This window comes from Enterobacter sp. N5-15 (genome assembly GCF_057221635.1).
Map to the genome: position 1 here is coordinate 2070271 of NZ_CM170150.1, position 24331 is coordinate 2094601.

24 protein-coding genes are annotated in these 24331 nt (G+C 55.9%); 8 read left to right on the plus strand and 16 right to left on the minus strand.

Annotated features, from left to right (window positions below; translation table 11 throughout):
- Positions 1-17: 17 nt before the first annotated feature.
- The 3 genes from rstB to rstA all read right to left on the minus strand — a co-directional run bounded on the left by rstB (position 18) and on the right by rstA (position 2618).
- Positions 18-1316 (minus strand): two-component system sensor histidine kinase RstB, encoded by a 1299-nt coding sequence (gene rstB / locus AC2TE5_RS09880; RefSeq protein ID WP_033145344.1) that lies wholly within the window; start codon positions 1314-1316, stop codon positions 18-20.
- Positions 1317-1391: 75 nt separating this feature from the next.
- Positions 1392-1652: a hypothetical protein gene (locus AC2TE5_RS09885; protein WP_213328466.1), complete on the minus strand. Its 261-nt coding sequence runs from the start codon at positions 1650-1652 to the stop codon at positions 1392-1394.
- 249 nt (positions 1653-1901) lie between these two features.
- Positions 1902-2618, minus strand: a complete 717-nt coding sequence (gene rstA, locus AC2TE5_RS09890; protein ID WP_484613126.1) for a two-component system response regulator RstA — start codon at positions 2616-2618, stop codon at positions 1902-1904.
- A 128-nt stretch (positions 2619-2746) separates the two neighbouring features.
- Here rstA and AC2TE5_RS09895 point away from each other — a divergent pair, with 128 nt between their 5' ends.
- Entirely contained in the window at positions 2747-3082 is a 336-nt protein-coding gene (locus AC2TE5_RS09895) for a GlpM family protein (protein ID WP_047647949.1), read from the plus strand.
- Here the strand turns inward: AC2TE5_RS09895 and folM are convergent.
- From folM to ydgH, 3 genes are all read right to left on the minus strand, one after another.
- On the minus strand, positions 3079-3801 hold the full coding sequence (folM, locus tag AC2TE5_RS09900) for a dihydromonapterin reductase (RefSeq protein WP_061715397.1): 723 nt from the start codon (positions 3799-3801) through the stop codon (positions 3079-3081). The genes AC2TE5_RS09895 and folM overlap by 4 nt on opposite strands.
- A 39-nt stretch (positions 3802-3840) precedes the next feature.
- A complete protein-coding gene (locus AC2TE5_RS09905; protein WP_484613127.1) occupies positions 3841-5223 on the minus strand; it encodes an amino acid permease in 1383 nt (460 codons plus the stop codon).
- 184 nt (positions 5224-5407) lie between these two features.
- Positions 5408-6352 carry a DUF1471 family protein YdgH gene (gene ydgH / locus AC2TE5_RS09910; RefSeq protein ID WP_024909331.1) on the minus strand — a complete coding sequence of 315 codons (945 nt, stop codon included), beginning with the start codon at positions 6350-6352 and terminating at the stop codon, positions 5408-5410.
- A gap of 535 nt (positions 6353-6887) precedes the next feature.
- Between ydgH and pntA the strand changes: the two genes are divergently transcribed.
- Both pntA and pntB read left to right on the plus strand, forming a co-directional pair.
- Positions 6888-8417 carry a Re/Si-specific NAD(P)(+) transhydrogenase subunit alpha gene (gene pntA / locus AC2TE5_RS09915; protein WP_121423520.1) on the plus strand — a complete coding sequence of 510 codons (1530 nt, stop codon included), beginning with the start codon at positions 6888-6890 and terminating at the stop codon, positions 8415-8417.
- Positions 8418-8427: 10 nt separating this feature from the next.
- Positions 8428-9816 (plus strand): Re/Si-specific NAD(P)(+) transhydrogenase subunit beta, encoded by a 1389-nt coding sequence (gene pntB / locus AC2TE5_RS09920; protein WP_024909329.1) that lies wholly within the window; start codon positions 8428-8430, stop codon positions 9814-9816.
- A gap of 123 nt (positions 9817-9939) precedes the next feature.
- Here the strand turns inward: pntB and uspE are convergent, their stop codons facing one another.
- The 7 genes from uspE to AC2TE5_RS09955 all read right to left on the minus strand — a co-directional run bounded on the left by uspE (position 9940) and on the right by AC2TE5_RS09955 (position 17114).
- On the minus strand, positions 9940-10890 hold the full coding sequence (uspE, locus tag AC2TE5_RS09925; protein WP_213328463.1) for a universal stress protein UspE: 951 nt from the start codon (positions 10888-10890) through the stop codon (positions 9940-9942).
- A gap of 109 nt (positions 10891-10999) precedes the next feature.
- Positions 11000-11182, minus strand: a complete 183-nt coding sequence (locus AC2TE5_RS09930; protein ID WP_014883604.1) for a hypothetical protein — start codon at positions 11180-11182, stop codon at positions 11000-11002.
- A gap of 146 nt (positions 11183-11328) precedes the next feature.
- Complete coding sequence (fnr, locus tag AC2TE5_RS09935; RefSeq protein WP_006174991.1) at positions 11329-12081, minus strand: fumarate/nitrate reduction transcriptional regulator Fnr; 753 nt, start codon at positions 12079-12081, stop codon at positions 11329-11331.
- A gap of 183 nt (positions 12082-12264) precedes the next feature.
- Entirely contained in the window at positions 12265-12780 is a 516-nt protein-coding gene (gene ogt, locus AC2TE5_RS09940) for a methylated-DNA--[protein]-cysteine S-methyltransferase (RefSeq protein ID WP_121423521.1), read from the minus strand.
- A 10-nt stretch (positions 12781-12790) separates the two neighbouring features.
- The gene (abgT, locus tag AC2TE5_RS09945; protein ID WP_484613128.1) at positions 12791-14317 is read right to left on the minus strand and encodes a p-aminobenzoyl-glutamate transporter; all 1527 of its coding nucleotides are present in this window, start codon (positions 14315-14317) and stop codon (positions 12791-12793) included.
- A 41-nt stretch (positions 14318-14358) separates the two neighbouring features.
- Positions 14359-15804, minus strand: a complete 1446-nt coding sequence (locus AC2TE5_RS09950) for a M20 family metallopeptidase (RefSeq protein WP_484613129.1) — start codon at positions 15802-15804, stop codon at positions 14359-14361.
- On the minus strand, positions 15804-17114 hold the full coding sequence (locus AC2TE5_RS09955; protein WP_484613130.1) for a M20 family metallo-hydrolase: 1311 nt from the start codon (positions 17112-17114) through the stop codon (positions 15804-15806). Before AC2TE5_RS09955 ends, AC2TE5_RS09950 begins: the two co-directional genes overlap by 1 nt.
- Before the next feature lie 175 nt (positions 17115-17289).
- Between AC2TE5_RS09955 and AC2TE5_RS09960 the strand changes: the two genes are divergently transcribed.
- Together AC2TE5_RS09960 and smrA are read left to right on the plus strand one after the other, a co-directional pair.
- Positions 17290-18201: a LysR family transcriptional regulator gene (locus tag AC2TE5_RS09960; protein WP_213328458.1), complete on the plus strand. Its 912-nt coding sequence runs from the start codon at positions 17290-17292 to the stop codon at positions 18199-18201.
- A 354-nt stretch (positions 18202-18555) separates the two neighbouring features.
- Positions 18556-19119 (plus strand): DNA endonuclease SmrA, encoded by a 564-nt coding sequence (smrA, locus tag AC2TE5_RS09965; RefSeq protein ID WP_213328457.1) that lies wholly within the window; start codon positions 18556-18558, stop codon positions 19117-19119.
- Between the two features lie 27 nt (positions 19120-19146).
- Here the strand turns inward: smrA and tcp are convergent, their stop codons facing one another.
- On the minus strand, positions 19147-20808 hold the full coding sequence (tcp, locus tag AC2TE5_RS09970) for a methyl-accepting chemotaxis citrate transducer (RefSeq protein ID WP_213328456.1): 1662 nt from the start codon (positions 20806-20808) through the stop codon (positions 19147-19149).
- Between the two features lie 143 nt (positions 20809-20951).
- On the opposite strand from tcp, the gene AC2TE5_RS09975 reads away from it, so the two are divergent.
- Entirely contained in the window at positions 20952-21818 is an 867-nt protein-coding gene (locus AC2TE5_RS09975; protein WP_484613131.1) for an aldo/keto reductase family oxidoreductase, read from the plus strand.
- 45 nt (positions 21819-21863) lie between these two features.
- Here AC2TE5_RS09975 and AC2TE5_RS09980 read toward each other — a convergent pair whose 3' ends face one another.
- Positions 21864-22064: a hypothetical protein gene (locus AC2TE5_RS09980; protein ID WP_032657653.1), complete on the minus strand. Its 201-nt coding sequence runs from the start codon at positions 22062-22064 to the stop codon at positions 21864-21866.
- A gap of 286 nt (positions 22065-22350) precedes the next feature.
- On the opposite strand from AC2TE5_RS09980, the gene umuD reads away from it, so the two are divergent.
- Both umuD and umuC read left to right on the plus strand, forming a co-directional pair.
- The gene (umuD, locus tag AC2TE5_RS09985; RefSeq protein WP_008500532.1) at positions 22351-22785 is read left to right on the plus strand and encodes a translesion error-prone DNA polymerase V autoproteolytic subunit; all 435 of its coding nucleotides are present in this window, start codon (positions 22351-22353) and stop codon (positions 22783-22785) included.
- Positions 22769-24031 (plus strand): translesion error-prone DNA polymerase V subunit UmuC, encoded by a 1263-nt coding sequence (umuC, locus tag AC2TE5_RS09990; RefSeq protein ID WP_484613132.1) that lies wholly within the window; start codon positions 22769-22771, stop codon positions 24029-24031. The genes umuD and umuC overlap by 17 nt, the downstream gene beginning before the upstream one ends.
- A 12-nt stretch (positions 24032-24043) precedes the next feature.
- Here umuC and AC2TE5_RS09995 read toward each other — a convergent pair whose 3' ends face one another.
- Positions 24044-24313: a hypothetical protein gene (locus AC2TE5_RS09995; protein WP_045356947.1), complete on the minus strand. Its 270-nt coding sequence runs from the start codon at positions 24311-24313 to the stop codon at positions 24044-24046.
- Between the last annotated feature and the right edge of the window lie 18 nt (positions 24314-24331).

Sequence of the window (24331 nt, forward strand, 5' to 3'; positions counted from 1 at the left end):
CCAGCGTGCGGTTGAGGTCAAGCAGGGACGGGAAGGGCGATGTTATGGTACACCGGCCAGCTAAAGCAGAAGCGCGCGCCGCCGAGCTCGCTCTCTTCACAATGCACCGTGCCGCCCATCGCCTGCGCGATAGAGTAGACAATCGCCAGCCCCAGGCCGCATCCGCCTGTGGCGCGATCGCGGCTGGGGTCGAGGCGGACAAACGGTTCAAACACGGTTTCTCGCGCTTCCGGGGCGATCCCCGGCCCGTCATCCTCCACCGTCAGGCTGGCCTGATTGCCCTGCAAATCCAACCCGATCTGTAGCGTACTTTCGCTGTAGCGCATGGCGTTGTTCATCAGATTATCCAGCACGCGCTCCATCAGGCGCATATCGAGCGCGCCGTAATCACCCGGCGTGACGCGCGTTAACAGCGTGCGCTGCGGGTTCACGCTCTGAACGTCATCGATATGGGTTTGCAGCCAGGCGGGCAGGTCCGGCGTGCTGAGGTTCAGTTCATTTTGCGGACGATCGAGGCGCGCGTAGGTCAGCAGCTCCTCAATCAGCGCTTCAAGCTGGCCAATATCGCGGTTAAGTGCCTGAGACTCCGCTTCCGTCAGATTCTCGCTCATCTCCAGACGATAGCGCAGGCGAACCAGCGGCGTGCGCAGCTCGTGCGCAATCCCGTCGATCAGCTGCTTCTTACTGGCGATCAGGGCATTGATGTTATCGGCCATCTGGTTAAAGGCCACGCCCAGACGTTCAAAGCTGGAACCGCTGTCGAAGTGGATGCGTTCGGTAAAATGCCCCTCGCCAAAACGCTGCGCGGCGGATTCCAGCTTCAGCATGTCCTGCCAGTGGGGGCGCATCCAGATAAAGACCGGAAACGCGAGCGAAATGGCGATAAAAGCCATCAGCGCCATGTCCAGCAAACGCATCTGGTGCAGATAATAGAGATAGGGCACCGGCCCGACGGCCAGCACGTAATGGCTGCGCGGAATACGCTGGATAAAGGTGTATTTCTCATCCAGCGCGACGATGTCCCCGTCGCGCAAGCGCTGCATGGCGGGCGGATCCAGCTCAAAATCTTTTAACGGCTCGATGCGTAAATCGAACGACAGGTTCAGATCCAGCTCTTTGAGGGTTTTCGCCCAGTCGTGCGGCGGGATTTCTCTCAGCTCGCTGCGCATCAGATAGAGCGAGCTTTTCATCAGATCGTCCAGCGACTGCCTGCCCGCACGTTCGGCGGTGAATTTATAGACCAGCCCGACCAGCATGGTCATGACCAGGAAGCAGACAAACAGCAAAAGATAAAACTGCACAAACAGCTTTTTCATTGGATCTCACCGAAGAAACGCTTTGTGCAGAATATACATGAAAACCCGTCGATATTTTCATGTCTGTGAAGCGTGTTACATGGCTTTCGCGCTGTTTTTTACCTTGGCGATGAGTGTTTCTGTCACGGCCAGTCCTTCCGCAATGTGCATATCAATCACATCGGTCCCGAATTCGTTAATTAAATCCAGGAGAATTTCGTAAGACTGGATGAGTTCAAGGAGATCAAAGAGCGCTTTCCGATCGGCGCGTGAGGGGGAGGAATGGCTAAGCGCTGCCTGATTAACAATCCATTCAAGATTGGTTTTGATGGCTTCTACCTGACTGTAGCTATACATATTTCATGGGCTTAAATCCTCATATCAAGATTTTATGGGAGAGGTATCGTGAGAGCTTCACGGTAAAAATGGGTAAAACGTTCGCAAGAGCGGGGCGAGCTGAAAAAAGGAGAGTCGAGAGTTAATTATGGAATAGTTCGCGTGCTTAGCAAGTCAATTGTTGCGCAAACGTAAAAATAAACGCGCGAAAGAAGGGCATCGTCGCGCAACGCCTTCATTTCGCGCAGGTTATCTTATCGGGAGACGCGATCAGGTTTCCCACGCATGTGGGGCAAACAGGTAACCCTTATTACGCACGGTTTTAATGCGGTAGGGCTCGGTAGCGTTATCCTGCAGCTTTTTGCGCAGACGCGAAATCGCCACGTCAACGCTGCGGTCCATGCCGTCATAGCTCACGCCGCGCAGATTTTTCAGCAGCGCGTCGCGGTCCATGATTTGCCCTGCGTGCGTTGCCAGCTCCCACAGCAGGTCAAAATCTGCGGTGGAGAGGGCGATAAGCTCGCCAGAGAGCAGCACCTGGCGGTTAATGGGGTCAATAGACAGCGTACCAAAGCGCATCGCTTTGTGCGGCGTCAGAGAGGGCGCGGGCGCTTCGCGTTCGATGCTGGCGTGCTGGCGCAAATGCAGGCGCAGGCGTGCAAGCAGGACGGCAGGCGGTGTGGTTTTCAGAATGTAGTCATTGGCGCCCATCTCCAGCGACAAAATGTGGTTCATATCGCTGTCCAGTGAGGTGAGCAGGACGATAGGTCCCTCCCACTGGGCGCGCAGGTCACGGCAGAGCGTCATGCCGTCTTTGCCTGGCAACATGATATCCAGCAGCACCAGATCGGGGTTTTCACGGACGACCACCTCTTCGGCACAATCGCCGCGAGGTTCAACAATGACGTCCATATCATGTTTACCCAGATAGGCGGCGATCAGTTGCCCGACTTCGGGTTCGTCTTCAACATAAACAATCTTATTCATACAGCGTCTGTTTTCGTGAAAAAAGCCAACATACACCGCGAAACCTTAACCTTCCATTAATCTTTCAAAATTAACGCCGGTTCCGTTATTCTGGCTCATATTGTGTGTTGATTATTCCAGGGAAAAATATGGGGCTGGTGATCAAAGCCGCGCTGGGCGCGCTGGTGGTGTTACTGATTGGCATTCTGGCAAAAACGAAAAACTACTATATTGCCGGGCTAATCCCGCTGTTTCCGACCTTTGCGCTGATTGCTCACTATATTGTGGCTTCTGAACGGGGCACGGAAGCGTTACGTACGACCATCGTGTTTGGCATGTGGTCTATCATTCCGTATTTTCTCTACCTGCTTTCGCTGTGGTATTTCACCGGTTTTCTGCGTCTTCCCCTGGCGCTGAGCGGGGCGGTGGCCTGCTGGGGGCTCAGCGCCTGGGTGTTAATTTTCTTCTGGAGCCGCTTTCACTAGCGCAGCGGTCGGCCGCCGTCCACGGCAAAGGTTCTGCCGGTGACGTAGCAGCTGGTGAGCAGGTAATCCACAAGGTCGATGACCTCTTTCTCGCCCGGGGCGATTTTCATGAGCGACTTATTCAGCGCCTGCTGGCGATACTCCGCATCATCATTTTCGTTAAACAAAATCATCGCCGGGGCGATGGCGTTCACCTTCACCTCGGGCGCGAGCTTGCGGGCAAACGAGCGCGTCATGTTATCCAGCGCGGCTTTGCTGGCCGCGTAGGCGATGTGCTTGTCGCTTCCGCGCTCCACCACATAATCGGTAAAGTGAATAATGTCGCCCGCAGCGTGCCCATGACCGCGCAGCAGATCCTGCAGGGCGTGGTTGAGCAGATAAGGGGTATTAACGTGGATTTGCAGCATGGCGGAGAGCGTTTCGCTGAGTGACGTACCGGGTTTTTCGGCACGCCATGCGCTGGCGTTATGGATCACGGCGCGCAGCCCCGTCGTGGTGGATTTCACCTCTTCCGCGAAAGCCAGAATGCCTTCATCGGTGGAGAAATCAGCCTGAATGCAGACAGCACCGGCTTTGCGTAACCCTTCGATCGACGGGTATTCCGTACGGTAGCTGACAATGACCGGATGGCGAAGGTTGAGGAAGTGATGGGCGAGGGCGAGGCCGATACGGCGACCTCCGCCGGTAATCAGTATTGGGCGAAGCGGTGCATTTCCCATCGTATTCTCCTTAACAGTTCAACAATGGGAAAGGCGATGCTATCCCATTAACATCCAGGTTGCCGGTAGGGCAGCAACCAGTAGCAGTCCAATTAATGCCATCTCACGGCGTTTCAGCGCGTTCTCCAGCTGATGCGTGCGGCGGGCGTAGATAAACACCAGCAGACCCGGTGCGTACAGCACTACCGACAGCAGCAGATGCATAGGTCCGGAAGCATACAACAACCACAGGCCGTAAATACAGGCTCCGACACCCACGACATAATGCGCCGGGCGTGTGGCAATTTTTAACAGATACGCACCCACTAAGAAATAGGGTACCAGAATCATCTCCGAGGCGATGGTCAGCAGGGTGTTATAGTCTGAACCTGTGAGCCAGATCAGCACCAGACAGACCTGAACGCTGATGTTGGTCAGCCAGAGTGATGCCGACGGCGCGCTGTTTTGGTTTTGACGGGCAAACAGGCGTGGAAACGCCTTGTGCGTCGCGGCCAGGAACGGCACTTCAGCCGCCATGATGGTCCAGCTCAGGTAAGCGCCGCAGACGGAGACGATCAGCCCTGCGGCAATCACCACATCGCCCCAGGGGCCGAGCATTTTCACCATCAGGCCTGCCATTGACGGGTTACGCATTTCAGCCAGCTCAGGACGCGCCACCACGCCCAGCGACAGCAGGGTCACCAGCAGATAGACCCCGAGCGCAGCCAGTACGGCCAGCAGCGTAGCGCGGCCCACATCGCGTTTATTCCGGGCCCGGGCAGAAACCACGACCGCGCCTTCAACACCGATGAATACCCAAAGGGTAATCAGCATCGTGTTTTTCACCTGCTCCCAGACGGGAACGCCCAGCGCAACGCCGCTGAAATCGAGCTTAAATACGTCCAGACGGAACGCAATAAAGGCCAGAACGATAAACAGGCCGAGCGGAACCAGTTTCGCCAGCGTCGCCACCAGGTTGATGCTGGCGGCCGTTTGTACGCCACGCAACACCAGCCAGTGGACGAACCACAGCAACACCGAGGCGCCCACAATAGACTGCCAGGTATTCCCGTCGCCAAAGAAGCGCAGCTCAGGCGTATCGGTAAAGAAACTGAGCGCCGAGAAGACGATCACCAGATAGGAGACGTTGGCGATAACGGCACACAGCCAGTATCCCCACGCGGAACAGAAGCCAATCAGCTCGCCGAAACCTTCACGCGCATAGGTGAAAATGCCGCCGTCCAGGTCCGGGCGAATGCGGGTGAGCAGCAGCATGGCGAAGGCCAGCAGCAGTATTCCGACACCCGTAATGCCCCAGCCAATGATGAGCGCGGAAGGGCTGGCGACGGCGGCCATATTTTGCGGCAAACTGAATACGCCTGCACCCAGCATTGAGCTTAAAACGAGTGCAGTCAGAGCACTCAGGCCAAGTTTCTTTTCCATTGGCTTCCTGTTATGAAAGGTCAAAATCCAGAATAATTATTTCGCTCAGGCGCATAAAAATGGTGGATCACACTAAGGCGCGGGATTTTACGGAGTGTAACGAAAGCATGCAATGACGTGGGGCCGAAATTCAAAAAAAGTAACAAAAAAGGCGGCATTGCGCCGCCTTTCGTAAACCATTTTGTTACTTGTACAGATCGGCGCTGATGGTCACGTTGTTACCACGTTCCTGCCACTGGCGGGTGATGTGGTAGTACTTCGCCCCTTTCTTCGCCGCACGCTTCGCGACCTGGTAAGAGACTTCCGTCATGTTGCCGTAGTTGCCGGTAAACTTGATGCTGTCGAACGGCACCATCTGCGCTGCAGTGGCGTTATTCAGCTCTTCAATTTTGGTACCGTCCGGCAGCGTAACGGAGTAACGGCCACCTTTCGTGGACTGCGTTTCAAAGAAACGGCCCACTTCAGCGCTTGGGGCTGCCGTCGTTGCTACGCCTGGAATTTCAACTTTCTTCGCTTCTTCGCCGCCTTTAGCTATCGCCGCGCGACCTGCTTCTGAATTCGCCGGGATGGCATCCGGGCTCTGCAGAACACGTTTTTTCGCATCTTTTTTATAGATGAACGCGGTAATACGCTGGTTGCCACCCTGGTTAGCATCGACCTGACGCACGATGAAGAAAGAGTAGGCCCCTTTCTCTTTCGCGGCTTTGGTGATGGCATCGTTCACTTCAGGCTGGCTGCGGTAGAAGCCCTGAACGGTAACGGTGTCGTAAGGTTCCAGCTCAATCGCCTGATCTTTCGGCAGTTCAACAACACCGTTGATCACGCGGTTTTTCGGTGCGTCAGCTTTTGGCGCATTGTCTTTGAACAGCGCAATGGTCACGCGCTGGTTACCGCTGTTGCCGTAATCGGACTGATCAACGACATAAAACGAGGCAGCCCCGTTTTTATCAGCAGCTTTTGATGCCGCGGCGACGGCGTCGCCAATAGAATTATAACGACCCACAATGACCGTATGGTCAAAAGGTTTTAACGCTGCCGCTTGCTCCGGCGTTAACTCTGTTGCGGCATTCGCAGACAGGGCGGTCGCGGAAAGAAGTGCGGACGCCAGGAGTGTGTTCTTAAGCTTCATAAAAATGATCCTTCGCCTTGCGCAAACCATGTACTGGTATTGTTGTTAATTTGAGACGGTCCCGATTATTGCATTTAAAACCCGTCGCTGTCTGCGCCATTTTTCACTGCCTGTGCTGACTGAATCACCGAATTCGATAACATTTAGTGATATGTTGAAAAAACACGCGTTTGACAAGTAAAACTGATAAAGCATATGACTTTTACAAGTTAATTTAATGTTAATAAGTTGTTCTCTTATGGCGCTATATCATGTTTTTACCGCTCCGCTTGCGCGATTTATCGGTTCTGGCAATGAATTTAAGGTAAATATCACTGTCAGTGACGGCGATCGCTTATTTTTCACAGATAAAGTAAGAAATAGTGTTTTCTGGCGGTAGATCGCGGGCGCTATTTTCAGTAGGTTATAGACAGTTTGTTACTGTTTTATTTTCCGGGGTTAATCATATCTCGTCGCTCGCGCGATGGCGAAAATTGATACAAACCGCGGGCATTTATCGATAAACCATCATCAAAAACCGATGGAAGGGAAAACTATGCGTATTGGGGTACCAAAAGAACGGTTAGCCAATGAAACCCGCGTAGCGGCAACACCGAAAACGGTGGAGCAACTGCTTAAACTGGGTTTTACGGTCGCGGTTGAAAGCGGCGCAGGCAAACTGGCGAGTTTCGATGACGAGGCCTTTATCCAGGCCGGCGCGGAAGTGGTCGACGGTGCTGACGTCTGGCAGTCGCCGGTGATTCTGAAGGTCAACGCACCGGAAGAGAGTGAGATTGCGCTGCTGAATCCGGGGACGACCCTGGTGAGCTTCATCTGGCCTGCGCAAAACCCGGAGCTGATGGAGAAGCTGGCGGCCCGTGGCGTGACCGTGATGGCGATGGACTCCGTGCCGCGCATTTCGCGCGCGCAGTCGCTGGATGCCTTAAGCTCCATGGCAAACATTGCTGGCTACCGCGCCATTGTTGAAGCGGCCCACGAATTTGGTCGCTTCTTTACCGGTCAAATCACCGCCGCGGGTAAAGTCCCTCCGGCGAAAGTGATGGTGATTGGCGCGGGCGTGGCGGGCCTTGCCGCAATCGGTGCGGCAAACAGCCTGGGCGCTATCGTACGTGCCTTTGACACCCGTCCTGAAGTAAAGGAACAGGTCCAGAGTATGGGTGCCGAATTCCTTGAGCTGGACTTCAAGGAAGAAGCAGGCAGCGGCGACGGTTACGCGAAGGTGATGTCCGAAGCCTTTATCAAAGCCGAAATGGAACTCTTCGCCGCTCAGGCGAAAGATGTCGACATTATTGTCACTACCGCGCTTATCCCGGGTAAACCGGCGCCGAAGCTGATTACCCGTGAGATGGTTGACTCCATGAAATCGGGCAGCGTGATTGTCGACCTGGCCGCCCAAAACGGCGGTAACTGTGAATATACCGTACCGAATCAGGTGACCACGACCGCGAACGGCGTGAAGGTGATCGGTTATACCGATCTGCCGGGCCGTCTGCCAACGCAGTCTTCTCAGCTCTACGGCACTAACCTGGTCAACCTGCTGAAGCTGCTCTGCAAAGAGAAAGACGGCAACGTCACCGTTGATTTCGACGATGTGGTGGTGCGCGGCGTCACCGTCGTCCGTGAAGGTGAAATTACCTGGCCTGCGCCGCCTATTCAGGTTTCTGCTCAGCCTCAGGCGGCACCGAAAGCGGCACCCGCGCCAAAAGAACCCGCCAAACCGGCTTCTCCGTGGCGTAAATACGCGATCATGGCGCTGGTAATTATTCTGTTCGGCTGGCTGGCTGACGTTGCGCCGAAAGAGTTCCTCGGCCACTTTACCGTCTTCGCGCTCTCCTGCGTCGTAGGCTACTACGTGGTGTGGAACGTCTCCCATGCGCTGCATACGCCGCTGATGTCGGTAACCAACGCCATCTCCGGGATCATCGTGGTGGGGGCGTTACTGCAGATTGGTCACGGCGGCTGGATCAGCTTCCTGAGCTTTATCGCGGTGCTGATCGCCAGTATCAATATTTTCGGTGGTTTCACCGTGACTCAGCGCATGCTGAAAATGTTTCGTAAAGGCTAAGGGGTAGCATATGTCTGGAGGATTAGTGACAGCCGCATACATTGTTGCTGCAATCCTGTTTATTTTCAGTCTGGCGGGGCTTTCCAAACACGAAACGTCTCAGCAGGGGAATAACTTTGGTATCGCCGGGATGGCGATTGCGCTGATTGCCACCATCTTCGGGCCGGATACCGGCAACGTGGCGTGGATCCTGGTGGCGATGATCATCGGCGGCGCGATTGGTATTCGCCTGGCAAAACGCGTTGAAATGACTGAAATGCCGGAGCTGGTTGCTATTCTGCACAGCTTCGTAGGTCTGGCGGCGGTGCTGGTGGGCTTCAACAGCTACCTGTATCACGAACCGGGCCTGGAACCGATTCTGGTGAACATCCACCTGACGGAAGTGTTCCTCGGTATCTTCATCGGTGCGGTGACCTTCACCGGCTCTATTGTGGCGTTCGGCAAGCTGCGCGGGAAGATCTCCTCTAAACCGCTGATGCTGCCAAACCGTCATAAGCTGAACCTGGCGGCGCTGGTGGTCTCATTTGTACTGCTGGTGGTCTTCGTGCGTACCGAAAGCGTAGGCCTGCAGGTGCTGGCGTTGCTGGTAATGACCATCATCGCGCTGGCGTTCGGTTGGCACCTGGTGGCGTCCATCGGCGGTGCGGATATGCCGGTGGTTGTCTCGATGCTGAACTCCTACTCCGGTTGGGCAGCAGCGGCGGCAGGCTTTATGCTGAGCAACGATCTGCTGATCGTCACCGGTGCGCTGGTGGGTTCTTCCGGTGCGATCCTGTCTTACATCATGTGTAAGGCGATGAACCGCTCGTTCATCAGCGTTATCGCCGGTGGTTTCGGGACCGATGGGTCTTCTTCCAGTGCGGATGAAGAAGTGGGTGAGCACCGTGAAATTTCTGCGGAAGATACCGCAGACATGCTGAAAAACTCGCATTCCGTGATCATCACCCCGGGCTACGGCATGGCGGTGGCGCAGGCGCAGTATCCGGTTGCGGAAATCACCGAGAAGCTGCGCGCGCGGGGTATCAAGGTTCGCTTTGGTATTCACCCGGTGGCAGGGCGTCTGCCGGGCCACATGAACGTGCTGCTGGCGGAAGCGAAAGTGCCTTACGACATCGTGCTGGAAATGGATGAGATCAACGATGATTTCGCCGACACCGACACCGTGCTGGTTATTGGTGCCAACGATACCGTTAACCCTGCTGCACAGGACGATCCGGGTAGCCCAATCGCCGGTATGCCGGTTCTGGAAGTGTGGAAGGCGCAGAACGTGATTGTGTTTAAACGCTCCATGAATACCGGCTATGCCGGGGTTCAGAACCCGCTGTTCTTCAAAGAGAACACCCACATGCTGTTTGGCGATGCCAAAGCCAGCGTGGATGCGATTCTGAAATCACTCTGACAGGGTAAAGCCCGGTGGCGCAAGCTTACCGGGCCTACCAAATCCGTAGGCCGGGTAAGGCGAAGCCGCCACCCGGCAAAAAAAAACCGCCGGTTCCCCGACGGTTTTTTTTCATCTTACTGGTTAATCGTCTTCCGGATCGTCCAGCTCAACCGGCGTCTGGTACTCATCCGGCTTAATGACCAGCAGGTCGCAGCGCAGATGGTCGATCACCTGTTCGGCGGTATTGCCGAGGAATGCGGCAGAAATACCGGTTCGGCCAATGGTGCCCAGCACCACAATCCCCGCCTGCAGGTGTTCCGCCAGGTCCGGGATCACCTCTTCAGGCAGCCCTTTTTCCACGTGGGTCATTTTCTCATCGATACTGAATTTCTGACGCAGCGCTTTCATGGCCAGCAGGTGCTGACCGCGGATCGCGTCGTTGTACACGCTCGGGTCAAATTCAGGCAGCTCAATGGCAATGTTAATCGGGGTGACCGGATAGGCGCCAACCAGATGCACTTCGGTATGATTCACCTGTTCGGCAAGCTGGATGGTCTCCTTCACCAGCTTCTCGTTCAGCGAATTGTGGTAATCCTCTTCGCTCGCGAGGTTTACCGCCACAACGGCTTTCCCGCCTTCAGGCCACGGCTGGTCTTTCACCATCCAGACCGGGCAAGGGCATTTACGCAGCAGGTGCCAGTCGGTCGGGGTGAAAATCACGGACTCCAGCTTGTCGTGCTGGTGCGCCATCTTCAGCAGCAGGTCGTGCCCACCGGCGACAATCTCCTGGATGATGGCTTCGAAGGGTCGGTTATGCCAGACCACTTTAATATCAATGGGCACGCCCGCTTCCAGGTAATACTTCGCCTGTTCACGGATCCACGCGGTACGCTGGCTGATGACGCCCTGACGCATAGCGGTGCGCTCGTCAGGCGACAGAAGGGTGGTCATCTCATACGAGAAGTCATAGATCGGCAAAAACGCTTTGATTTTGCCACCAATCCGTTGATGCAAATACACAGCACGTCGTAATGCTGGCTGATCGTCCTGATTCGGATCGATAGCTACCAGCATGTTTTGATACTTGGCCATACAGGTCTCCTTACTACTGTCACCACAGTCTGTAATTAAAAGAGTAACCTATATATCCTGAATGAAACAGAGGGGAGGTTTTACCAGATCAATAATTCATGAAAAATTATCAGAGGAAAAGTACCGTGGTCGTCACCGCGATAAACGCAATAAACAGCAGCACCATCACCGCTATCGCAAAGGTCGTGGAGTCCTGAACGTAGGTTTTTTCCTCCCCCTTCATCGGGCCGACAAGCATGATCCAGATGAAGATAAAGGTCACTGAGGCAATCACGACTGAAACGAAAAACAAACTTTCTCTCAATTCATAACCTCAACGAGAACCTTTTGGGCGCTGTGTGGGGACGTACTGCGATGAAAATATCTTGAAACGGAAGTGATTATACCAGACCAATAAATCACAGGAATTTATCAGTCTGGTCATCAACAGGCGGAAAGTTACGCCACGTTGCGGGCGTGCCCGGCAAGAACGGCCAGCGCTTCACCGTTTTCGATAGTGATGTATTTACCCTTAACGGCCAGCATCCCGCTTTTCTGGAAACGGCCCAGCAGACGGCTGATGGTTTCCACGGTCAGACCCAGGTAGTTACCGATATCGCCACGCGTCATCGTCAGACGGAATTCACGCGGCGAGAAGCCACGCTCGGCGAAGCGGCGGGAGAGGTTGTAGATAAACGCGGCCAGGCGCTCTTCTGCATTCTTTTTGGAAAGCAGCAGGATCATGTCCTGATCGCCTTTGATCTCACCGCTCATCAGACGCATCATCTGCTGACGCAGGTTAGGCATTTTGCCGGACAGATCGTCCAGGGTTTCAAACGGGATTTCGCAAACCATCGAGGTTTCGAGTGCCTGAGCAAAGCTCGGATGATGGCCTGTGCCGATGGCATCAAAGCCCACCAGGTCGCCCGCCAGATGGAAGCCGGTGATCTGCTCATCACCCTGTTCGGTGATGGTGTAGCTCTTGATGGTGCCAGAACGGATAGCATAGAGCGATTTCAGTTCGTCTCCCGCTTTAAACAGCGTCTGCCCTTTCTGAATAGGCTTTTTGCGCTCGATGATATTATCAAGCTGATCGAGTTCATGCTCATTCAGGGTAAACGGGATACAGAGCTGGCTGATGCTGCAATCCTGGCAATGGATAGCACAACCGCCAGACTGAATGCGTCGTATAATTCGCTTTTCCGGGATCATAGGTTTGCTCAAGCCTTAATTGATATTGGTCAATTTTAACATCTTTTTGGTAAGTACGTAAGCCTGACAAACCCTCAATAAGGACAAGAGGCGACAACGTGTCGCCATCTTCTTGAAATTCCACAGCTTGATTATGGATTTTTAGCCTAACCGGTAGAAAATTAAGCACAAAAAGCCTGGGATCTAGAGCAGGAGATACCCTTCGTGACGCAGCAACCACTCTTTGCGCTGCACGCCGCCGGCATAGCCCGTCATGGTACCGTTGCGGCCAATGACGCGATGGCAGGGCACCACAATGCTGACCGGGTTAGATCCGTTAGCGGCACCCACCGCACGTGCGGCCCCCGCGCGGCCTAGCTGCTCCGCGAGCTGACCGTAATGCATGACCTGCCCGCACGGTATCGAACGCAGGGCCTGCCACACTTCGCGCTGAAAAGGGGTGCCTGCCGTGGCGGTCGGCAGAGTATCGATGATGCTGAGATCGCCTTCGAAGTAGGCCGCAAGCTTGTCGCTCAGTCCGCCCGGGTTGGTGGCATGAATACGTTCATACCCCTGCGCGCGGTAGTGAACATGGAGCAGTTCTTCCATGCGGTCGCTGTGCTCTTCCCATTCGACGGCGCGCAGGCAGAACTGCTCGTCCGCGATCACCCACAGCGGCCCTAGCGGCGTCGCAATCTTATCTTCGAGTAATCTCAGCATCCTCATTCCTTTAGTTCAGCCTCGGGTAAATCCCCGGCCCAATCGGCAGGCCGACAAGATACCATGCCACCAGCATCACCAGCCATACCCCTAAAAAGATAAGCGGATAGGGTAAAACCAGCGAATAGTAGGTACCCAGTTTGGCTTCCGGTTTATAGCGCTGCAGGAAGCCTAAAAACAGCGGAACAAACGGCGAAACCGGCGCCAGCGGAATCACCGAGGAGTCCGCGATGCGGAACAAGATCTGGGCAAACGCCGGATGGAACCCCAGCATCATAAACATCGGCACGAAGATCGGGGCCAGAATCGACCAGATGGCGGAGCCGCTGGCGATAAACATGCACAGCAGGGATGACAGCAGCGCCAGGCCCACAAACGCCGGCACGCCGCTTAATCCGGCCGCCTCCAGCGCGTCGGTCAGGCCCACGGCCATAAACTTGCCCATGTTGCTCCAGTTAAACATCGCCACAAACTGCGCCAGCGGGAACACCATCACGATAAAGCCCGCCATCTCTTTCATCGGTTCGATCATCAGCTGCGGCAGATCGCCCTGACGGCGGATTTTGCCGGTCGCGATACCGTAGGCGAGCGAAACGACAAAGAAGAAGAGGATAATCAGCGGCACGATGCCCTGAATAAACGGCGACGGCAGGACGGTATGTTTAACCGGATCGCGCAGTATGCCGTTTTCCGGCACCACCATCAGCGCCACCAGCGCGATAAAGGCCAGCGAGACCACGCCAGCCACGCGCAGGCCGAAGCGCTGCTCTTTGCTCAGGGTGTCCAGCTTTTCATCGCTACGGCCTTCCCATTTACCCAGGCGCGGCTCGACGATCTTATCGGTAATCAGTCCGCCGACAATCGTCAGGACAATGACCGAGCAGGCCATAAAGTACCAGTTGTCGATCACGCTGACGTGCATTGCCGCATCGATGGTCTTCGCCGCCTCCGTGCTGATGCCCGAAAGCAGCACGTCGGTGGTGACGATCAGCAGGTTGGCGGTGAATCCACAGCCCACGCCCGCTATCGCCGACAGCAGGCCCGCCACGGGATGACGCCCGACGGCGAGGAAAATCAGCGCCCCCATCGGCGGCATGATCACCAGCGCGGCGTCGGAGGAAATATGGCTGAAGAAGGCGATAAACAGCACCATATAGCTGGCGTAGCGCGCGCTGACGTGCGAAGCCATCTTCACCATTAATGCGGGCAGCAAGCCAACGCGTTCCGCCAGCCCGGCGCCCAGCACCAGTGCCAGAATGGCGCCCAGCGGGGCGAAACCGCTGAAGTTTTTGATAACGTTCGGCAAAAACCAGTGCAGCCCGTCAACGCTGAGCAGGTTCTTTACCGCCACCAGGCTGCCGTCAGCCGGGCTACGCACGCTCACGTCAAAGGCGGAGAGCACGGCGGTGGCGACCATTAAAATCACAATCAGATAGATAAACAGCAGGAAAGGGTGCGGCACTTTATTGCCGATCCTTTCAACCCAGCCATAGAGCTTACCGGATGGGGAATGCGAAGGTATGGATGACATACTCATGGGCGTTCCTCGGGAGTGTTGTGTTGTTGTGTTGTGTTTTTTTATTTTAAAGGTGACGGTGTCACGCCCTGTGGGATCGGACACACGTACGGTTTTTCTTGTAATTGTTGTTCGAACTCTTCACGGCATTTTTTCAGCAGCGCTGCGTCCTGCAGCAGATTGAGCGCGGTCGCGCCCATTACTTTTCCGGCCAGCAGCATGCCTTTGTGGGCAATGGAGGTACGTCCCTGCGCCACCAGTTGCCAGGTGTGCAGCGGCGTGCCGACGGTAAAGCAGGGGCTGAAGCACTGGGCGACCGGCATTTTCCAGCTGACGTCGCCCACGTCGGTTGAACCCGCCAGCACGTTGTCGGTGATGGCATAGGGCGCGACTTCATCCACCAGCAGCGTCTTCTGATGACGACGGGCAAAGGCTTTACCCGCGTCGCCCCCCGTTGCGGCAATATTTTTCAGGCTGTTTTGCAGATCGTTGGGCGTCAGGGTGGCGCGGATCTCGCGGGCGAAGGCGCGTTCCTCCTCCGTCCAGAGCGGCGTGCCGTAGTGCTGCAGGGCGCGATACATCGCCGCCTCGAGCGTGCGGTTCGGCAGGTAGCTGGAGCAGGCTTTATCAAAGCGACACTCGACGGAGGTTTCGGTCATCATCGCCGCGCCCTGGGCGATTTTCTCGATGCGTTCGTAGATCTGCTGCGCATCGGCCATCTCCGGGGCGCGGATCAGGTACAGCACCTCAGCCTGCGCCTGCACCACGTTGGGCGAAATCCCGCCGGTATCGGTAATGGCATAATGGACGCGCGCTTTCTCAATGATGTGTTCGTTGAGGAAGTTGGTGCCGGTGGTCATCAGCGTCACGGCGTCCAGCGCGCTGCGTCCCAGATGAGGGGAATTGGCTGCATGCGCCGCCACGCCGTGAAAACGCCAGGCTGCCTGAATATTCGCCAGCGTGCTGACGTTAAACATCCCGGCGAAGGCTTCCGGGTGCCAGGTGACGGCGGCATCGACGTCATCAAACAGGCCTTCGCGCACCATAAAGGTTTTCCCTGAGCCACCTTCTTCACCGGGACAGCCGTAAAAACGCACCGTTCCGCTGCCGCCGTGCTGCTCCAGCCAGCTTTTCACCGCCACCGCGCCCGCCAGCGCCGCGGTGCCTAAGAGGTTATGCCCGCAGCCGTGGCCGTTGGCTCCCGGCGTGGAGGATTGCGCCGTTGCGCAGTGCGCCTGCTGGCTTAACCCGGCCAGCGCGTCGTATTCGCCCAGCAGGGCAATGACCGGTTTCCCGCTGCCGAAGCTGGCGATAAAGGCATTTGGAATACCGCCTGCCTCGCGCGTCAGCGTGAATCCTTCTGACTCCAGCTCGCTGGCGAGCCGTTCGGCGGACCAGAACTCTTCAAAGCGGGTTTCAGGACGATCCCAGATCGCATCGGCAATATCGGTTAACGTCCGAGATCGCGTGTCGATAGCATCGGCAATAAAAGCGTAGTTCTCCTGCATTACACACCTCGCGTCCACGGGAAATTGAGCGCAGTCCGCGCCAGCGTTTCAATGGCGATGGCCATGACCTGCTCATCGAAGTCGAATTTTTCGTTGTGATGTCCGGCGCTCAAATCCGTACCGAACACCATATAGGACGCCATGCCGCCGTTCTGCTGCACGCGGGCCATCATCAGCGTGGCGTCTTCGGAGCCTGCTGGCGCCTTCACCTTATCGATGGCGTGGACAACCCCGGAAACCTGGCTTGCCTGTTCGCGCAGATAATCCACCCACGCCGGCGTCGGCGCGCTGGACGTTGCGGCACCCATCAGCCGCATCTCGGCGCGCACGCCGTAGAGCGCCGCTGCCCCGGTAATGACCGCCTGCGCGCGTTCAAAGACGTACTGATTAATCGCTTCGCTTTCACCGCGGGTTTCAACCTTTATCAGCGCATTCGCGGGCACCACGTTGCGTCCGCTGCCCGCCTGCATCACCCCGACGTTCACCCGGGAGGCGCCTTCGCTGTGCGGGGCGATGCTGTGCAGGGCGAGGGCGGCCTGCGCGGCGGCGAGCAGGGCGTTACGTCCGTCCTCCGGTTTACCGCCCGCGTGTGCGGCAACGCCGGTAAAGTTCACGTCGAACTTGGTGGTGGCCATAAAGTTATCGCTGCCGCAAATCACCGTTCCGGCAGGGACGCCGGTACCAATATGGATGGCCGTGAAATAGTCCACGTCGTCCAGCGCCCCGGCGGCAACCATGGCGCGCGCGCCGCGGGTGCCTTCTTCGGCAGGCTGGAAGATAAGCTTGAGGGTGCCGTTGAGCTGCGCTTCATTCTGCTTAAGCATCCGCGCCAGCCCCAGACCAATCGTGGTGTGGCCGTCGTGCGCGCAGGCGTGCATCATTCCCGGATTGCAGGAGGCAAAACCGTCGCGGAACGGGCGATGGCTTTCATCCAGCGCTTCGCTTAAATCAAGGGCATCCATGTCGACGCGAAACGCCAGGGTCGGTCCAGGACGCCCGGTATTGAGGGTCGCCACAATGCCGGTAAACCCGCCTTCAAACGGCGCCAGCCATTTCTCAGGCGCGCCCTGCGCCCGCGCGCGGGCAAACTCTTGTGCCAGGGTAGCGGCATCGGGCAACCCCATTCGGCTTTCGGCATCCACCACGTCGCGTCCCATCGCCAGCTCGTAACCCAGCGCGTCGAGGATTTCCGCGACTTTCGCGGCGGTACGAAACTCTACCCAGCCGGATTCCGCAAAATGGTGAAAATCACGACGCCATGCGCTCAGCTGCGGGGATAATGCCTGGATGTACTGCGCCAGTGTGTCCATATCTGTTCCTGTCATCATTAAAATATGTGAACTGCTTCACGCTGTGATAGTTTTTACTTATCACTAACCGATTTTTCACAGTTTTAACCGTTCAGGAATTACCCTCGCACATCCCTTTCCATTAAAGTAGATGACAGTTTCTTTACTCTGATAAACAACAGTTATCGGTCGGGCTATGACATTCCAGATTAAATTTCATCAAATCCGGGCGTTTGTTGAGGTTGCGCGTCAGGGCAGCATCCGCGGTGCCAGCAGGACGCTGAATCTTTCCCAGCCGGCGCTGACCAAATCCATCAAAGAGCTGGAGGAGGGCATGGCGGCGCAGCTTTTCGTGCGCAGGAGTAAGGGCGTCGCGTTGACCGAATGCGGCGAGGGCTTTTACCAGCGCGCCAGGTTGATTCTGGAAGAGCTGCGTGCGGCGCAGGATGACATCCGTCAGCGTCAAGGGGAGCTGGCCGGGCAGATCAACATCGGAATGGGGGCCAGCGTTTCACGCACGCTTATGCCCGCCGTCATTACCCGCTTTCATGCGCAGCATCCGCAGGTCAAGGTGCGGATTATGGAAGGGCAGCTGGTGTCGATGATCAATGAATTACGCCAGGGCGAACTGGACTTCACCATCAACACCTATTATCAGGGGCCTTACGACCAGGAATTTACGTTTGAAAAGCTCTTCGAAAAACCGTTTGCGGTATTTTGTCGGGAAGGACATCCGGCCATGGGGGCGACGTCCATTAATGAACTTCTGCATTATAACTGGACAATGCCGACGCCGCGGGGAAGCTATTACAAGCAATTAGAAGAGGTATTTAGCGATCGCTCACAAATACCGCGAATTGGTGTGGTTTGCGAAACCTTTTCTTCCTGTATTAGCCTGGTCGCGCAAAGTGATTTTTTAAGCATATTGCCGCAGGAGCTAGGCTGTGACCCGCTGCTGGCACACCGTCTGGTTATGCTGCCGGTTGTCGAATCGCTTCCTAAAGCGGCCTATTATTTAATTCAGCGCCGTGATTCACGTCAGACGCCCCTGGCTGAATCATTAATTACGCAATTCAGAAGGGAAGCGAGAAAATTAATCGGAGCGTGAAGTGCTTATTAAAAAAACAGGATCTGCCCGACATCAGACAGACCCTATAGTACACACAGCAGTGCGTCCTTTCGCCAATCCTGGGTATTATTTCCATGGGGCAGGTATATTTAGGTATAACACTTTTCCCGAAAAATGAAAGGCAGGTGAGTGATTGATTTAATGAAATTTTAACATAAATCACGTATTTTACCTTTGCTGAAATTTTAGTTAAGTCTGATTTAAGTTTATTTTATAATTACTATATATATTCATCAGGTTAATATTATTGCCACGCATCGTCCTGTAACGGTGATTGAGGCCGGTCTCTGGCGCAGGTATAGTACAGTCCTCAGATGTAGCCGGAGGATGTCCATGAACCCTGACGACAAATCATTTTTTCTTGACGCCATGGAAGATGTCCAGCCCCTGAAGCGCTGCGCGGATATTCACTGGCAGCCCAGCCGCAATACGCGGGCGCGCGAGGAGGTGGATAGCGAACAGCTGGATAACTTCCTGACGCTGGATTTTCTTGACATGCTTCCCCTGGAAGAACCGCTGGCGTTCCAGCGCGAAGGGGTACAGCAGGGCGTTATCGATAAGCTGCGCACGGGTAAATACGCCCGCCAGGCCAGCTTAAACCTCCTGCGTCAGCCCGCCGAACGCTGCCGTCAGATGCTCTATTCCTTTATTCGCCAGGCCGGACGCGACGGGTTACGCAATCTGATTATCATTCACGGGAAAGGGCGCGAGCAGAACTCGCATCCCAATGTGGTGCGCAGCTATCTGGCGCGCTGGTTAACCGAGTTTGAGGAAGTGCAGGCCTTCTGCGTGGCGCTGCCGCATCACGGCGGCAGCGGGGCATGCTATGTTTCACTGCGAAAATCCGATGAAGCAAAACAGGAAAACTGGGAGCGTCACGCCAAGCGCAGCCGCTAGCGGGCGATATCCTCGCCCGCCTGAGACTCAGAACGTTTCCCAGTTGCTGTCGGTGGAGGCGGTTGTCGTGGCCGGGCGCAGCAGCTGTGGCGTTTTCAGATTGGCCGGGCGTGGGGCGACCGCTTTTTCTTTGCCGTTCAGACGAAACGCGGCCACCGCCTGGCGCAGCTGCTCGGACTGATCTTCCAGTGCCGCAGCCGCCGTGGCGGACTCCTGCACCAGCGCGGCGTTTTGCTGCGTCACGCTGTCCATCTGCGAAACGGCCAGGCTCACCTGCTCAATACCGCGGCTCTGCTCGTCAGAGGCAGATGAGATCTCACCCATGATATCGGTCACGCGGGTGACGGCGGCGACAATTTCCTTCATGGTGGTGCCAGCCTCGCTGACCTGCTCGGAACCGGTATTCACCCGGCTGACGGAGTTCTCAATAAGCCCTTTGATCTCTTTTGCCGCCTGCGCGCTGCGGCTCGCCAGCGTACGGACTTCGCCTGCAACAACCGCAAAACCGCGCCCCTGTTCCCCGGCGCGCGCCGCTTCCACCGCTGCGTTAAGCGCCAGAATGTTGGTCTGGAACGCGATGCTGTCAATCACGCCGGTAATATGCGCAATTTGCTGCGAACTGTCGGCGATTTCGTTCATGGTGCGAACCACGTTATCCACGACGTGACCGCCGCGCGCGGCCGTTTCAGAGGCGTTTTTCGCCAGCAGCGTGGCCTGACGGGCGTTATCGGAGTTCTGTTTAACCGTCGCGGTCAGCTCTTCCATGCTGGCGGCGGTCTCTTCCAGCGAGGCGGCCTGCTGCTCGGTGCGGGCGGAAAGATCGTTGCTTCCTGCGGCAATTTCGCCTGCGCCGGTGTAGATGGAGTCGGTACTTCCACGTACGGCGCTGACGGTGGTCACCAGCGACTGCTGCATCTCATGCAGGCCGGCGGCCAGCTGCCCCATCTCGTTGCGGCCAGAGATGGCGATATCCTGCGTCAGGTCACCCCCTGCAATGGCGCGAATATGGTTCATAATGGAGTGGAGTGGTTTTAACAGCAGGTGCTGTAAACCCTGCCAGATGACCACCAGAACCGCGATAACGGCCAGCAGAATCGCCGCCAGCGTCCACTGCATCTGCGTGAAGCTGCTCTGGTTCTCTTCGGTTGCGGCCTTCAGCAGGGTGTTGTTTTCGGCGCGCCAGCGGTTATAGACCGCTTCCATCTCGTCCTGCGCCTGCTGCGCGTCCAGATCGCCATAGGCCTGATAGTTGTCGGCACGCAGATACTCAATCGATAAGCGCATCACTTCGTGCATCTGGTTCCAGGATTTTTGCATCTCGTCGGTTAATGCCGCCTCCTGGCCGTTAACCTGCGGCAGTTTCTGCCACTCTTTGTTATAGGCTTCGGCTTTTGCCAGCGAGTCGCCTGCGGTGCCAAGCAGCTTATTGATCGCCGCAAGGGAAGCCGGGTCGCGCTGGTTTTTCAGGTAGCGGATCGCCACGCGGGTGACGGTGACGCGCGTTTTCACCAGCGTGTTCACGCTGTCGCTCAGGCTTTCCTGCTGGGCATTGAGCACGCCGGAATTCTGGAAGTTATGGCGATCGTTGCTGACGGCAGAGTAGAACAACCCTCCCGTGACAACTTGCAGCAGACAGAATATGGTGAGGGCAAAGATAATACCGGTAATCACGTGCAGGTTTTTCAGCATAGCGGTCGTCCGTTAGAGAAGATGCAGGGTTACTTCATTACTATCGTCGTAGAGAATTTAAACTTTAATTAACTCGCGCTTAACTAAAGGTTCTTTGAGGGAACCTGTTGTAAATCCGGATCATTTTTATGAGGAAGGTTAACATGAGCAGCATTGATAAAAGCGGGACGTACGCGCTCGGGACGCGGACGGTTAAACGACTGGGCTACGGTGCGATGCAGCTCGCCGGGCCGGGCGTCTTTGGTCCACCGAAGGACAAGCAGGCCGCGCTGGACGTGCTGCGCGAAGCGGTGGCGGCGGGGGTGAACCACATTGATACCAGTGATTTTTATGGTCCTCACGTCACTAACCAGCTGATCCGCGAGGCGCTTCACCCGTACCGGGACGATCTGACGCTCGTCACCAAGATTGGCGCCCGTCGCGACGACAAAGGCGCCTGGCTGCCAGCCTTTTCCGCGCAGGAACTGACTCAGGCGGTGCATGACAACCTGCGTAATCTGCAGTTGGACGTGCTGGACGTGGTGAATCTGCGGATCATGTTTAGCGCACACGGGCCGGCGGAAGGATCGATTGCTGAACCGCTCTCCACCCTGGCCGAATTACAGCAGCAGGGGCTGGTGCGGCATATTGGCCTGAGCAACGTCACGGCCACCCAGGTCGCGGAAGCGCAGAAGATGGTCCCGGTGGTGTGCGTGCAGAACATGTACAACATTGTGAACCGGGTGGATGACGCGCTGGTGGATCTGCTGGCACAGCAGGGGATTGCGTATGTGCCGTTCTTCCCGCTGGGCGGCTTTACGCCACTGCAATCTTCCGGGCTGAAAGCCGTCGCGGATTCACTGGGCGCCACGCCAATGCAGGTAGCGCTGGCATGGCTGCTGCAGCGTTCCCCGAATATTCTGCTGATCCCGGGCACCTCGTCCGTGGCGCATCTGCGGCAAAACCTCGCGGCGGCGGATCTGAAGTTACCGCCTGAAGCACTGGAAACGCTGAATTCGCTGTTAGATTAAACGTGATATGCGCAAAGCCCGAAGGGGGCCCCCGGCTTTGCGCGCTTAGGGTCCTGTCTGACTTTTCTGTCTGTGGAGCGCTAACGCTTCCGCCACAATCTCTTGCTTACTCTTACGCGTCTCAAAGGCGGTGGTTCTGATGTACTCCATCAGGTCGGGATCGATGCGGGCGCTCAGCATCCTGAGATCGGCCTCCTTTGCCAGACCGCGTGCAACACGCTTGTCTGGATAGTCACGGGCTGGCATGGAAATATTCTCCAGTAAGTCTTGTTAATTTGTGCTGTGAAATATGCTTATATCTGACTTTAAAGTCAATATGTAGTTAGTGCATAGTGATGTTATTTTTTATAAGTCATAAACCAGATGACTTTTATATGACTTATACTGTCAGGCCTGTTAACGGCGGGCGACGTTGCTCAATTAAAACCGCTCAAACTTCAACGCGTTTGGGTTCACCTCCGGAAATGACCTTGATCCTTGTCCATAATCCGTAATACTGTATTTATATACAGTATCTGGCGAGAAAGGCATTATGGACACTCTCTTTTCTTATCAACCAAAACAAATCATTGAATTACCTTTATTTTTAGAACGTGTTGCCTGTGGGTTTCCCAGCCCGGCGCAGGATTATGTGGAGGATCGTCTCGATCTTAACCGGCTGGCAGTAAGGCACCCCAGTGCGACCTATTTTATCAAGGTGAGTGGAGACTCCATGATTGGGGCGGGGATCGGCGACGGCGATCTGCTGGTGGTCGATCGTTCGTTAAATGCCGAACATGGGGATATCGTCGTGGCGTCGGTCGCCGGTGAGTTTACTGTGAAAGAGCTACAGACCCGTCCGGTTCTGAGACTTCTGCCGCATAATGCCCGCTATCAGCCGATTACCTTTCAGTCCGAAGAGGAGCTGCAGATCTTCGGCGTCGTCACCCACACGCTCAAAACGCATAAACATGTTCGCGCTGGTTGATGTGAATAGCTTCTATGCCTCCTGCGAGCGGGTATTCCGCCCCGATTTGGAGGGGAAACCCATCGTGGTGGTGTCCAATAACGACGGCTGCATTATTTCACTGTCGCGGGAGGCAAAGCAGTTCGGCATAAAAATGGGTGAGCCGTATTTTAAATTCAAAGAAAAGCTATACCCGTCGCGGGTTTACGTCTTTAGCTCGAACTATGCGCTGTATGCCGATCTCAGCAGTCGGGTCATGCAGACGCTGACCGATCTCGCCCCGGCAATAGAGATTTACTCCATCGATGAGGCGTTCGTGAACGTTTCTGGGGTCAGTCACTGCCTGTCACTGGAAGCGTTCGGTCACCAGATGCGCACGCAGGTCTTTAAAAATACGGGCTTAACCGTCGGCGTCGGTATTGCCCCGACAAAAACGCTGGCGAAGCTGGCCAACTATGCGGCGAAACGCTGGGCCAGCACGGGCGGCGTGGTCGATCTCTCAGGCCGCGAGCGGCAGCGTAAGCTGCTGGCAAAGGTTCCGGTAGAGGAGGTGTGGGGGGTAGGGCGGCGCATCACGAAAAAACTGAACGCGATGGGCATTACCACGGCGCTGGAGCTGGCGGAAGCGTCGTCCTGGGTCATTCGCAAACATTTCAACGTGGTACTGGAACGGACGGCCCGCGAGCTTCGCGGTGAACCCTGTCTTGATCTGGAAGAGTTCACCCCCACGAAGCAGCAAATTATCTGTAGCCGTTCGTTTGGACACCGTATTACGCAGTACGAGGAGATGCACCAGGCCATTTGCGCCTACGCGGAACGCGCTGCGGAAAAACTGCGCGGCGAGCATCAATACTGTCGTTTTATCAGCGTGTTTGTGCGCACCAGCCCGCACGCGGACAACGAAATTTATTACGGCAATCAGGCTTCTGTCACCCTGATGACGCCCACCAATGACTCGCGCGATATCATCCGCGCCGCCACGGAGGCGCTGGGGCGTATATGGCTCGACGGATATCGCTATATGAAAGCCGGGGTCATGCTGGCGGACTTTTTCAGCAGCGGCGTCGCCCAGCTGAATTTGTTTGACGATAATCGTCTGCGCGCCAACAGCGCGGCGCTGATGGCGATGATGGACAGCGTAAATCATTCCGGTAAAGGGAAGATATGGTTCGCCGGGCAGGGTATTGAGAAATCCTGGGCGATGAAGCGTGAGATGCTGTCACCGGCCTATACGACGCGGTACGCCGATTTGCCGGTGGCGAAGTAAAGGATCGTTGCGTTATTTCTTTTGCACCAACCAGGTTGCCGCAGCCGCCAGCGCGCCGATCAGCGGCATTTCGCCCGCTCCGGCCAGGAAGTTATAGCGATCGATCTCATTATTTTTACGGATATCCGCAAGGCGGGTAAGCGCCTCTTTTTCATCCGCGGCGCCGATCTCCTCAAACTGTTTTTCAAACCCCTGAGCGATGAGCTGAGCGGCCGCATCGGTGTTTGCGCTCTCGATCGCAATGAGGTTCGGGCCTTTTTGGAAAAAACGGTAATCCGGCATACGTGCTCCAGAAAGAGG